Genomic DNA, 12,407 nt, shown 5'->3' with positions numbered 1-12,407 from the left:
GCAGCAGGTACCAGACCGCGTAGTTGCGGACGACCCTGGCGTGTTCAGGCGGTTGGTCGGTGAGGTGCCTGTCGAGCCATGGTTCGATTGCTTCGAGGTGCTCGTTGCGGGGCGCCAAGATCGATGTGCGAACAAGGATTTCGCGGACATAGTTAGTACTTCGTCCGGGAGGTAACGCATCGAGTGCTTCGTGGGTGACGGGGTCACCGGCACGTGCCAGGGTACGGAGCAGGTCTGCGGCGGCGCTGTCCGCGAGCCAGACGGCGACGCTTCGTGGATCGGCTGCGGCGTCCAGAGCGTCGCGTAACGGCATGAGTTGGGTAGGCACCTGACCGTCAGGACCCCGAAGGGCGTCATCGAGGAGATCGGCGGTGACGCAGCGGCTGCACCGACCCTTTGTGTGAACGCCGGGTTGGCCGCAGGCCCTGCAGAGGTAGTCGATGGCCGCGCCTCCGCATGGCCCGCAGATCCGATTCGCGTGGTCGTCCAGGCCGATCAGGACCTTCGCGTCGTGGCAGGCGGCACAGATCGCCGGATAGGACTTCGCCCGTGCCGCGCAGGGCTGGCAGACACGGCCCGCCGGCCAGTGATTGCCCACTGGACGGGTGCGGTGGCAGAACGCGCACTCAGACTGCCCGGGATCCGCCGGTGGGCTGGTGCTGCTGCCACGTCGACAAACTCCACACAGGTGGGGTCCCAGGCCGGTGCCGGACCGGCGCAGTCGGGGAGCCCCGCACAGTCCGCACTCCCACGACGACCCGGCTTCGGGGTGAACTCCGTTGCGAATGCGCTGTCGGCAGACTCGACAGAGGTGCGGACCCAGGCCGCTGCCGGATTGGCGTCGGCGGGGCGCCCCGCAGAGTCCGCACTGCCACGACATGTTGATCCTGGCGTAGCAACGGTTGCAGAGTGGGCCGTCGGCGGTGAAGGACTGGGCGGGGCGGATCTGCCCGCAGCCGACGCAGGTGTGCTGTGGGCGGGGGGCGCAGGTGGAGCAGAGCACACCGCCGTCGGGTAGACGGCGTGCGCGGTGACCGAGACGACCGCAGTTGCTGCACAACGTCTTCGAGCGCGGGTCTCGGCTGTAACAGTTCGCACACACGATTCCGTCGGGGAGGTTGACTCGATATGTCGCCAGCTTGTGGCATCGCGCGCAGGTGACGGCCTGGTTGACTTTTCTGCATCGGTCACAAATCCGCCCAGACGAACCTATTGCGGTCAGCGGCTTCCGTGCGGCGCACAGCGTGCACTGCGGCGGACGCACCGACGTGTAGCCACCATCGAGCAACGCGTGGGTCAGTCGCATGACCCCTCGGGGGCAGTCCGCATCGGGGGACGTCACGCCGTCGGGGTGGCTGCTGAGATACCGGTCGACGGCGTTGAGGGTCTTGGGGCGATGCACCTTCGCGGCGGTGAGTAGTCGTTCGGCCGCCTCGGGTGACATGCCCGCGACGTCGGCGACGACGCGGGCAGTGACCCGCGCCCAGGCGTTGGGTCGGAAGTGTGGTGAGCCCTTCACCGGGTGTGATCGGGCCGGCGCACGGTAGTGCGCCGAACCTTGGGCGGTGTTGGCGCCGCATCGCCGACAGCCTTCTTGACGGGCGCGTTGACGACGGCGATCACGATGAGATCATTCGGCGTGCAATCGAAGATGTCGCACAACGCGGCCAGGACGTCCATCGACAACCGCTGGGGAGGCTGGGTCACCAACCGGAATACCTGCTCGCGGGACAGTACGACGCCTCGTTCGGCCAGTAAGGGCACGAGTTCGGTGGTTTGAAACATCCCGTGCTGAGCCATCAACGCGCGAAGATGCCACTGGTACCCCATCTTTCGGTTCACTGGTCGTTCTCCGTGGTGATGCCGCGTTTGGTGAGCGCGGCGCGCACGAGGCGGTTGCGGTACTCGTCGGAGACGTGACTGTAGATCGAGGTGGTGCTGGCATAGGAGTGTCCCACCTGATCCTGGACGAAGCGTTCCGGGTAGTCGAACTCGGTGAGGTGCGTGACATAGGAGTGGCGCAGCGAATGCAGGTCGAGTTCCTTGGGCAGTTCGGCCGCGTCGCGGGCGGCGGTGAACGCCTCGTTCGCGCTGCGCTTGGACAGTCGCCCGTGCCGTTCGGTGATCCACAAGCCTGGAAGGCGAACCGGACGGAAGCATGGACGAACCTCGTCTATGTAGTGCTCGAGCACCTCGACGATCCAATCCATCTCCGGCACGGTCAGCACGGTGCGCCGTTTCGGCGCAGCGCCGTGGGAGCCCTTCCCGTGCCGGACGAACAACCCGCCGTATTTTCCGTACGCCGGGACTTTGGGATTGGATCGGAAGTCGACGACGTCCAGTCCGACGACTTCCTGGCGCCTCAGCCCGAAGGCGTACACGACTTTCAACATCGCGGCATCCCGCAACGCCGACAACGAACCCTTGCGGTGGCGGTGTCGTGCCTGCTCGACCAACCCGTCGGCGGCATCGAACAACTCCTGGACCTCGTCGTAGGTCAACGGACGGCGTCCCGCCGTGCCCTCGAACTCGTTGACGTGCGTGACGGTGTTCCAGTCGTGCAGGATCTGCGCGGGCAATTGCCCGAACCGCTCTTCGCATAGGGCTGCCCAGCCATACCGGCGGTCGGTGATGAAGTCACAGAACAAGCGCAACGCGTTCTGATAGCCGCGCACCGTAGACACGGCCTTCGGCTTCGAACCGGAGACCAGCGACGAAAAGAACGCGTCCGCATCTTCCGCGGTCCACTCCCAAGGGTGGGTACCGGTGAAGTCGCCGAACCGGCGCACCACGCTTGCCCGCGCCAGAATCGTCGGCGGCAGGCACACCCGTGCACGCTGCTGATCCGACCAACCCGCGAGCATCGCCCGAACCGTCGCCGCTTCCGGGTCCAGCGACGCGACTTTGGACACCAGCGACAAAGCCGCTGAACCAGGCAAATCTCCACTCATGAGACTGTTGTATCAAACGCAACAATGATGCGCTAGGGGTAAACGAGCACGTGGGCCGCAACCGGAGCGCCGTCGAACCCCGCCCGTAGGCACGTTCTGCAGGCGTTATGCTGACTCCGCAGTCGCAATGTTGTTGCACCAGATGCAATTCCGCTCAGTCCCGGCTGAAGACGTAGTGCTGGGTCAGGCTCCAGTCGCAGCCACCGTGTTCGACCGGCCAGGCCGGCGCCGCCCAGCCCCGTTCGTGGAGTATCCGCTGCCATTCCAGGCTCGCGTCATGATCGCTGTAGACACTGGTCATCAACCGGCCGGACCGTCGGAGCTCCGGGGTCAGCTTCGCGTCGAGGAAGGTGCGCACCTCCTCGCGGAACGTGATGTCGGTCGGCGACCACGCGAGGTCCACCGTCGTTCCTACTGCGCTGAGTTCTGACGCAGCGCCTGCCGGGCGAGGAACTCCCGGTAGTAGTTCAGCGACTCGTCGGTGACGATCGCGGGAAGCGCCAACTCCCACATTCTGGTGAACCCCGCGCGAAGGTCTGCGCCTTCGGCCAAGGTGCTCGAGAGCAGTTCGGCCCCCAACATGCCGGCGACGATGGAGGCGCCGGTCGCCTGGGCGTCCACGGTGGGCCGCAGGTCACCCTCGGTGGTCGCGGCCTCGATCCCGTTCACGAGTTCGTCGACCAGGATCTGCAACGTCCGCTTTGCGGCCGGATTGAACCCACCGAACGTGCGGAGGAGCCGGGCGCCCGCCCGCGCCACCCGGTCGTTGCCGAGCACGTCGGTCACGACGAACGACCCATGGATGACGTTCTCCATGGTGGGAGAACTCGATCGCCCCGCCGCTCGAAACGTGCCGAGGATGCTCTCGGATCCCTCTTCGATGATCGCGGTCGCCAAGGCTTCCTTGGAGTCGAAGTGGTAATACAGTGCGCCCTTGGTCAATTCGGCGCGTTCGATGATGTCGCCCAACCCGGCCGCGGGGTAACCAATTTCATTGATCAGATCGACTGCGGAGTCGACGATCTTCCTCCGTGTCGCCTCGGATCGAGCCTGGCGCACCATTTCCAGCACCTCCGTCGATCCCTCAGATGGCGATCGTTCGTCGGGATCATAGTTTGTCGAGGCCCGGGGGCGCGGCATTCTCGATCCCGATGGCCCACCGTCGCGTGATGCCGCCCGCCAGGTTGGGGGAGACGGATCGTCCGCGGAGCTACTACTGCCGACGGCTGGATTGCCTCGAAAGGTCCCGGTGGACCGTTAATCGGCATCGAGGTTACGCGGCGGCTGGGCACGCACGGCGGCGAGGTGTATGAACGACGGCCCCAAAGCGGTCGTGTCAGACGTCACACTGTGATCTTCGATTGCTCGGGCGAGTCTGGCGGCCCAGGTGCCAAGCGCTGCGGCGGGAGATGTCAGGCGGATTCGGAAACTCCCCGAGACTAATGATCTCCCCAGCTGGATTTCATTCCAAAAGTATGTAAAGTACGTTCCGTGGTGACTTACGGTCTGATCTTGGCGCGGGGTACCTTTCGCCCCGTGCGACGATCGCCCGCGGAGAAGAGCAACCTCCGTGAACGGCTTACACCGAGCTGCAGCAACATGATTCAGCTCGACGCCACGGCCACCTCAGCTGCCGGACTCTTCGAAAATGCTCCGCCACGTGCAGGAACATATGCCACTGGACGCGGAGCGCCTCAGCCACGGCAACCCAGCAGTCATTCAACGAGCTAACGTGGAGTATGTAACGCCCATGTGGGATACGGAAGTTGACGTTGCAGTCATCGGCGCGGGTCTTGGTGGACTGGCTAACGCCATCGCCACGGTTGATGCGGGTGGCGAGGTCCTCGTGGCCGATGCCGGCCCCGCAAATCATGGTGATATGCCGTCGGGGACGCTACGCGAGCGCGTGAGCCTCAAACGCGGCTGGTTGCTGCACGACACACTCGACGTCGAGACCAACGAGTACCTGGCGGCGGTGTCCGAGGGAGTCATGGAGTCGGCCGACGTGAACCGCGACGTGGTCGTGCCCCGCCGCGCGGCCCGGAACCTGTCGCGGGACGAGGCCTTCTCCCGCCGGATCGAGACGTTCATGGGATCGCGGCTTAACGCATGGGCCGCGCAGTGCATCGCCTCACCCTTCGGCCTGCTGTACACCAGCATGCGGGACTGGCGCACGACCACGATGAAGTCGGACCAGGGCGGGTCCATCGAGGTGGCCTCGATCGGTGCGATGGATTGGGCCGACGGCTTCGGAGAGCACGCGCTGCGTCGGTGGATGACAGCACAGGCGCTCGACCGCGACGTCGAGGTGCACGCCGCCAGCACACTCGACCGGATCGTCTTCGAGGAAGGCGTGATCGTCGGAGTCGTGTTGTCGACCACCGACGGTCCCTACGCCGTACGCACCCGATCCGGCATCACCTTTGCGCCACGGGATGAGGACAACGGTGGCGAGGAGCACGTCGACGTGGCGGCAGGGGAACGACTGCAGGTCTGCATCGTCGGTCGGACGGCCAGCCGGTTCAGCCGGGTCGAGTTGCTCGCCACGGAACCTGCGGCGCCCACGCGGCCGACGTGCACCGGGTCGCGTCGGCAGCTCCGCGAGGGTCTGCACGAAGCGCGGCAGCCGTCCCTAGACGGTTGGCGTTGCGGAAAAGTTCACGGCTACCCGCCCGTCGGTCAGTAGTCGGACGATGTCCTCGCCGAGCAACGGTCGCGAGAGCAGGAAACCCTGAGCCCGGTAACAACCGTGCTTCAGCAGCGTCTTCGCCGCGATCTCCGTTTCGACGCCCTCGGCCACCAGTTCTAGCTCGAAGGCCTCGGCGAGAGCGATCACGGCACGCACGATCGCCAGATCGTCGGGGTTGGACCCGAGATCGGTCACGAAACTCCGGTCGATCTTGAGCACGTCGACCGGCAGTGACTTCAGATGAGACAGCACGCTGAACCCGGTCCCGAAATCGTCGATGGCGACCTGCACTCCGGCCTTCCGGAGGCCCGCCAACGTGACGCTGGTGGTCTCCATGTCCTGCACGACGACGTTCTCGGTGATCTCCAGACAGAGTGAGCCGGGCTCGAGGGCGAACTCGCGCATGACCGCGGCCACCGACTCCACGAAGCCGTCCGTCACCAGCTGGATGGGGGAGACGTTGACCCTCAATACGATTCCATCGGCGACGCCGAGCGCCCGCCACCGGGCGAACTCCTCGCAGGCGGTGCGCAGTACCCAGCGGCCCAACTCGCCGGCCAGGTTGATCGACTCGGCGACGGCGATGAACACCGCGGGGGACAGCAGGCCGCGAGTGGGGTGGTTCCACCGCACCAGCGCCTCGGTGGACAGCACTTCGCCGGTGCGCATGTCGACCTCGGGTTGGTACTGCAAGAACAACGCCCCGTTCTGGATGACGTCCCTGATGTGCAGTTCGATGTCGTTCTGGTATTCGGTCCGTAGCGACATTTCGTCGGAGAACACCGCGATCTGGTTTCCGCCGGCACCCTTGGCGGTGAGCACCGCCTGATCGGCCCGGCGGAGTAGATCCGAGGTGGAGTCGCGACCCGGCACACCCTGGGCGACACCGATGCTGACGGTTCTGGTGAGCATCTCCCCGTCGATCGCCACGCGCTCGCTCAGTAGGCCGAGCAGCCGGTCGGCCAGCTTCTCGGCTTCGGCGGCGGGCATGGGCAACGCGGGTACCACGACGAATTCGTCACCGCCGAGTCGCGCGATGACGCTCTCGTCCCCGGTACCCCTTTGGAGTCGTTCGGCGAGCACGCGGATGAACCAGTCGCCGACGTTGTGGCCGAGATAATCGTTGATGGTCTTGAGGCGGTCGAGATCCAGATAGAGCGCGGACACCGGACCCGGTCGACCGGCCGCCAGTCTGGCGTCCAAGTGATCGATCAGGGCGCGTCGATTCTGCAGGCCGGTCAGGTCGTCGTGTTCCGCGAGGTAGCGCAGACGCTCCTCGGCCTGCACGCGGGCCTGCACCTGAGCGAACAACGAGGCAATGGCCTCGAGCGCGTTGATCTCCTCGGGTTTCCACTCCCTGTCGCCGACCTTGACGAAGCCCAAGACGCCGGTCGTCACCTCACCCGACACCAGCGGCGCCGCAGCCATCGACGTCTGCGGGATGTTGCGTCCCTCTTCGATTCGCTTCTGGTAGTCCTCGTTCTCGGGCCGGAAGATCATGGGCGACTTGACGTTCTCGGCCAATGCGAAGACGGGATCGGCGTCCTCGTAGAACACGACCTTCAAGGGGTCCGGATCGGGGACGTCGGGCCGTAGTGGCCATTCGGCAATCAGAATGGAGGCTCGAATGGAGTGGTCGTTGTACCGCAGGAAACTGACGTCGACGTCGAAGTATTCGAGCAGGACGGCGAGCACCTCCTGCGAGACGATCGCCGAGGTCGCCGCGTTGGCCGCCATCAACCGGACGGCGACCGTCGTCACCAGCCTGTCGAGGCTGAGGCGCGAATTTTCCACGGACACCGAATCAGGGTAGCGGTGGCGGGTCGATATTGACGCCCCGTCGTCGGCTCCGAACCGTGGCGGGTCCTGCCACCGACAGCCGCAGCATCAAGATCATTGCGTCAGCCGTGTTGTTAGCGATGCCTGCGGCCGCGCGGAATCTCGTTTGCAACTCAGCCAGCTCTTCGGCGTGCTTCGGTGAGACGTTCTGCAGTTCGGCGTCGTTGGTGGCATAGAGGAACGGAGGTGAGATGGGTTGCACTGCCAGACCGAGTTCCTGGGCGGCGATCCACGTCGCCTCGACCGCCGCACCGCCGCGCGCATAATCGGTCAGGTTGCGCCCGGTCGCGCGAAGTACCGCCAACCCCGAGCTCGCCCTGAGTCCCGCGGCGGTCTCGTCGCCGAGGATCTCCCCGCCGCCCCAGACCGACAACTCCGCCATCACGTCGGGCCGACGCAGGATCTCGAGTGCGAGATCCCCCCGGGGGCCCAGCTCGAGGCTGACCACGTCGATGCCGGTGTCTGGGTCGACGTCGCCCGGCCATCTCAGCTCGGAGATCATCTCCTCGTGAAGCCTGCTGGTCAGATAGCGGATCCGGTCGGCGGCGGCGAAGATATCGGCGATCTCGTCGATGGCGGGACGGGACGTGATCAGATCCAGCCGCGCGCCTTCCCGTTGCGCCGTCGCGACGAGCTGGTCGGCGACCCCGGCGGGTAGGAAGGCGCCTTCGCCGCGGCTGCGGTTGGTCTCACGCCGCAGCATCGCGTCGTAGTGGCCCGCCAGTTCGTCGTCGGTACCGTCTTCGAGACGAACTCTGGCGATCAGAGGGGACGCGTCGCCGTCCTCTTCGAAGTCGACCCGACTCCGGGCGCCGCAGGCGGCCGCGGCCACCTGGGCGTTGTAGGCCGCGGCCCCGACCGCGACGGCACTTCCGCGCCGACCGACGTCGATGGTCGACGTGCGAGCGGGGTCGAGCGCAACGGTGACCCCATCGGTCGACGCGTCGATGACCCAGGGCTGGACGTTGCCGCCCGACGGTGCACGCAGAGCAGCGCTGAGCATGGCCGTGACGGTGTCACCGGGCTCCGTCGACCTGGGCTGGTGCGCGGTGCGTCCGGTGCCGTCGACTGCGGCGGTTGGCAGTGGGCTGGGCGTCGCGATCCGGTCCAGTGCGGCGCCAGCGTCCAGTCGGACTCGACCCGATGAAAGTGGCTCGCACAGGCCGATTCTCCGGACGGCCTCCGCGATGGGACCCGCGCCCAGGGTCACGTCACCGGCCATCTGCGGCCACGTGGCAACTGCGTGGCCCACCTCGAGGAGGGAGGCGGCCGCCCGTGCGGACAAGCCGCCGACTTCGATGAGACGCAGAACGTACGGAACCTTGTCGTTGGCGCTCAAGCCGGTCAGTGACTCGGGGTCGACGTCACCGAGCAGGCCATGGAAGATGGGCCGGTCGGGTTCGAGGTCGAATCGCTCGACGTCGATGAGCCCACGGTCGCTCGTGGCCATCAGCACTGGCATCCGACGTGACCGCGCGGCCCGTCGGATGCCGACCTTCAGGTCGAGCGAATCGCATTCCTCGATCACGACGTCGAGGCCGTCGAGGAATTCGTCGAGGGTCTCGGCGGTTATCCCGGCGGGGGCGGTGCGCACCACGAGATAGGGATCCAGCTCCGCGATCCTGCGGGCTGCGACGGTGGTCTTGTTCAGGCCGAGATCGAACAATCCACCCGGTACGCGATTCAAGTTCGACAACTCGAGATCGTCGAAGTCGGCGAGCCGCAGCTCACCGCAGAGTCCCTGCATGGCGATGGTGTGCGCGACGACGTGACCCGCGCTCAGCCCGATGACGCCGACCTGCAACCGCCCGAGGCGATCCTGCTCCTCGGTGGTGATCAGATTCCGGTTGCGGTCCAGGCGAAGTCGACGAAACGACCGCGGTCCAAGGGTCTTCACCACCGCCCGGCGCCATGGGTAGTGCACGAAGCGTGGCGACTCCTCGGCGAGATCCGCCTCGACGCCGGGCACCAGTCGGCCCAACGCCGCCCGCTGGGCAGCCCAGGTGTCGACGAATTCGATCTTCTCGTCGGCCCGCAGCGCAGCCAGCAGTCGTGCGTCCTCTTCGGCTCCCGGATCGAGAACTCGTGCGACACCGTCTGAGATGGGGGTGTCCGTCACTGCGCGGCCGCGAGGCTCGCCAGCTGAACCTCGGTTTGGTTCGACACGGTGCTCATCTCCCTCAAGATCTTCGGAATCTGTTCCGGCGAAGCGTGATTGGCGAATGTCCGACGGTCGTACCACATCATCTTCGTACGGTACCTCTCGTCCGGGTACGGCGTAGCTGGAATCGGAGCGACCACGGCTCCCGACGTACGCCACCTCTCGAGGACGTGCGGCGCGGACGTCGCCATGCAGAACTGTATGTCCAACAATGCCATTGCGTGAAACGGTGTGCGTGCCAATGCCGTGGACAATCGCCGGGCGCGGTCACGGTCGTCGGTGGTCCACGCCGTCTTCATCTCGAGGACGCCGAAGGGGACGCGGTCGTCGATCATCTTGCGCACGGAGTCGAGACCCGGTTGTCCCGCCCATTCGACGGTGGCATGCGAGTCGTCGGCCGACAGCAGCGGGCCCTTGGCGCGCAGACCACCGATCACCCGTCCCGCCGTGTCGAGCGTCGCCCAGAACATCGCGGTGTCGGTGCCCTTGCTGACCTCGGCAACGTCGACGGCTCGTTCGACCCCGTGACGGCGGTAACTCTGCTCCGCCCCGCGGAGGTATTCGTTCCAAAGGTCGCGGTCGACGTCGGGTCGCGACAGCACCATCGTGCAGTCGGCCTCGGCGTCCCACCAGCTGATGTTGTCGTGGGGACCGCTGTCGGCCGGGAATCCTAATTCGATCGGTTGAGGGTGCATCGGGACCTCGTTCGTAAGGCGGCCGACGAGGGTTGAGTCCTCGTCGGCCGCGGGCATTCCCATGGGAGGGTGATATGTCTCGCGAAATAAGTATCAGTCCCACGATCGCTTCATCCCAGCTAGGCTTCCGAAGTTTTCCGAAGTCCAGTCGTCACCCCCGGAGCAGCAAGGATGGTTGGCTAATCAAGCCTCAATTACGGCGAAATGGCTTGTTGTCATCCACGCAGGTCGACGACATCGACGGCCTTAGGTGACCAATAGCTGATGGTTTACCGGCAAATTTCTGCGTATGCATGCCATTGTTTTAATCCGGACGTTGTTCACGGGCGAGATACCGGTTTCACGGGTGCGATACCGACCGAATTCATCATCATCTCTTGCAGGAGAAGGAGTAAGCGTGAAGGTTTTCAAGGATCTCGACGAGTTTGCGACGGCACTCGGTAGCCAACTCGGACCGACGGACTGGATGGAAATTGGACAAGATCGCGTCGACCTCTTCGCCGACGCCACCGACGACCATCAGTGGATCCACGTCGACCCCCAGCGGGCGGCCAGTGGGCCGTTCGGTGGGACCATTGCCCACGGTCTGCTCACGCTCTCGCTGCTGCCGCATTTCTCTCATCAGCTCTACCGGGTGGACAACATCGCGCTGGCGGTGAATTACGGCTACGACAAGGTGCGGTTCATCACCCCCGTCAAGGTGGGCGCGAAGATTCGCGCTCGCGGCGAGATCACGGCGATCAAACAGCTCGACGGGGCGGTTCAGGCAACGACGACGATCACGGTCGAGATCGAGGACTCCGCCAAGCCGGCCGCGGTCGCGGAGTCGATCGTTCGCTACATCGCGTGAGCGTCGGCTCGGTCAGGACTTGCGCTGCGCCGCCTTGACGAGACCACCGCCGATGATGAGACGCTGGATCTCACTGGTGCCTTCGTAGAGTCGCAAGAGTCGTACGTCCCGGTAGATCCTCTCGACGGGAACGTCGCGCATGTACCCGGCGCCGCCGTGGACTTGGACCGCGAGATCGGCCACGCGGCCCACCATTTCGGTGCAGAACAACTTCGCCGTCGACGGGGCGATGCGACGATCCTCGCCGGTGAGCCACATTCTGGCGGCGTCGCGGACCAGTGCCCGGCCGGCCATCACACCCGTCTGCATGTCCGCGATCATGGCCTGGACGAGTTGGAATTCGCCGATCGCCGTGCCGCCCTGGGTCGCCGTCGCGGCATAGGCCACCGACTCGTCGAGCGCGCGCTGAGCCGCCCCGACCGACAGCGCGGCGATGTGGATGCGCCCCCTGGCCAAGGAGGTCATGGCAGCCCGGTAGCCCACGTCGACGGCACCGCCGATCAGTGCATCGTCGCCGACGCGCACGGCGTCGAGGTTGACGTCGGAGGTCCATGCGCCCTCCTGGCCCATCTTGGCGTCCTTGGCGCCGACCTCGACCCCTGCGGCGTCGGCGGGCACCAGGAACACCGCGATCCCTGGGCCGTCGGCGTCCGCGGGACGGGTGCGCGCGAAGACCACGAACAGGTCGGCGGTCGGCGCGTTGGTGATGTACTGCTTGCGTCCGGTGATCACCCACTGGTCACCATCGCGAATGGCCTTGGTGCGCAACCCAGCTGGGTTCGACCCGGCTCCGGGCTCGGTCAAGGCGAAGGATGCGACGACGTCGCCCGAGGCGATCCCCTCGAGCCAGCGGGCCTTCTGCTCATCGGTGCCGAAGCCGACCAGAACCTGACCCGCGATGCCGTTGTTGGTCCCGAACATCGAGCGCAGCGCCAGGGTCGTGTAGCCGAATTCCAGCGCCAGTTCGACGTCCTGGGTGATGTCCAGCCCGAGCCCGCCCCACTCCTGAGGGATCGCGTAGCCGAAGAGTCCCATCTTCTTCGTCTGTTCGCGAATGTCGTCTGGCACGGCGTTCCCGTTGGCGATCTCCAACCCGCGGGGCATCACCACCGACCGGACGAAGTCGCGCGTCGCGTCTCGGATGTCCCGAAAGTCCTGATCGCTGACCTGACTGCCGACGGCGGGCTCTGACATGCGCGGGTTTCTCCTGACCGGGGCGAGA

At 65.7% G+C, this 12,407-nt stretch carries 9 protein-coding genes and 1 pseudogene; 2 read left to right on the top strand and 8 right to left on the bottom strand.

The window, feature by feature from the left end:
- Nucleotides 1–1,515 precede the first annotated feature (1,515 nt).
- The 4 genes and pseudogenes from QUE68_RS19510 to QUE68_RS19495 form a co-directional block, all read right to left on the bottom strand.
- Nucleotides 1,516–1,842, bottom strand: a complete 327-nt coding sequence (locus QUE68_RS19510; RefSeq protein ID WP_284235594.1) for a helix-turn-helix domain-containing protein — start codon at nt 1,840–1,842, stop codon at nt 1,516–1,518.
- Nucleotides 1,839–2,951: a tyrosine-type recombinase/integrase gene (locus QUE68_RS19505; protein ID WP_284235595.1), complete on the bottom strand. Its 1,113-nt coding sequence runs from the start codon at nt 2,949–2,951 to the stop codon at nt 1,839–1,841. The genes QUE68_RS19510 and QUE68_RS19505 overlap by 4 nt, the downstream gene beginning before the upstream one ends.
- Before the next feature lie 157 nt (nt 2,952–3,108).
- Nucleotides 3,109–3,354 (bottom strand): annotated as a pseudogene (locus QUE68_RS19500) (acyl-CoA dehydrogenase family protein); the annotation flags it as partial.
- 8 nt (nt 3,355–3,362) lie between these two features.
- Nucleotides 3,363–4,013 carry a TetR/AcrR family transcriptional regulator gene (locus QUE68_RS19495; RefSeq protein ID WP_286274285.1) on the bottom strand — a complete coding sequence of 217 codons (651 nt, stop codon included), beginning with the start codon at nt 4,011–4,013 and terminating at the stop codon, nt 3,363–3,365.
- Between the two features lie 844 nt (nt 4,014–4,857).
- Between QUE68_RS19495 and QUE68_RS19490 the strand changes: the two genes are divergently transcribed.
- Complete coding sequence (locus QUE68_RS19490; RefSeq protein WP_286274284.1) at nt 4,858–5,637, top strand: FAD-dependent oxidoreductase; 780 nt, start codon at nt 4,858–4,860, stop codon at nt 5,635–5,637.
- Here QUE68_RS19490 and QUE68_RS19485 read toward each other — a convergent pair.
- The 3 genes from QUE68_RS19485 to QUE68_RS19475 all read right to left on the bottom strand — a co-directional run bounded on the left by QUE68_RS19485 (nt 5,584) and on the right by QUE68_RS19475 (nt 10,335).
- Nucleotides 5,584–7,377 carry a bifunctional diguanylate cyclase/phosphodiesterase gene (locus tag QUE68_RS19485; RefSeq protein WP_286275876.1) on the bottom strand — a complete coding sequence of 598 codons (1,794 nt, stop codon included), beginning with the start codon at nt 7,375–7,377 and terminating at the stop codon, nt 5,584–5,586. The two genes, QUE68_RS19490 and QUE68_RS19485, sit on opposite strands and share 54 nt — an antisense overlap.
- A gap of 67 nt (nt 7,378–7,444) precedes the next feature.
- The gene (locus QUE68_RS19480; RefSeq protein ID WP_286274283.1) at nt 7,445–9,598 is read right to left on the bottom strand and encodes an Rv1355c family protein; all 2,154 of its coding nucleotides are present in this window, start codon (nt 9,596–9,598) and stop codon (nt 7,445–7,447) included.
- On the bottom strand, nt 9,595–10,335 hold the full coding sequence (locus QUE68_RS19475) for a hypothetical protein (RefSeq protein WP_286275875.1): 741 nt from the start codon (nt 10,333–10,335) through the stop codon (nt 9,595–9,597). Before QUE68_RS19475 ends, QUE68_RS19480 begins: the two co-directional genes overlap by 4 nt.
- A gap of 397 nt (nt 10,336–10,732) precedes the next feature.
- Between QUE68_RS19475 and QUE68_RS19470 the strand changes: the two genes are divergently transcribed.
- A complete protein-coding gene (locus QUE68_RS19470) occupies nt 10,733–11,185 on the top strand; it encodes a MaoC family dehydratase (RefSeq protein WP_286274282.1) in 453 nt (150 codons plus the stop codon).
- Nucleotides 11,186–11,197: 12 nt separating this feature from the next.
- Here the strand turns inward: QUE68_RS19470 and QUE68_RS19465 are convergent, their stop codons facing one another.
- Nucleotides 11,198–12,379, bottom strand: a complete 1,182-nt coding sequence (locus QUE68_RS19465) for an acyl-CoA dehydrogenase family protein (RefSeq protein ID WP_286274281.1) — start codon at nt 12,377–12,379, stop codon at nt 11,198–11,200.
- Nucleotides 12,380–12,407: the final 28 nt, after the last annotated feature.

Source organism: Mycolicibacterium sp. TUM20985, assembly GCF_030295745.1.
GTDB lineage: Bacteria > Actinomycetota > Actinomycetes > Mycobacteriales > Mycobacteriaceae > Mycobacterium.
This window is presented reverse-complemented; position numbering and strand designations above follow the sequence as displayed.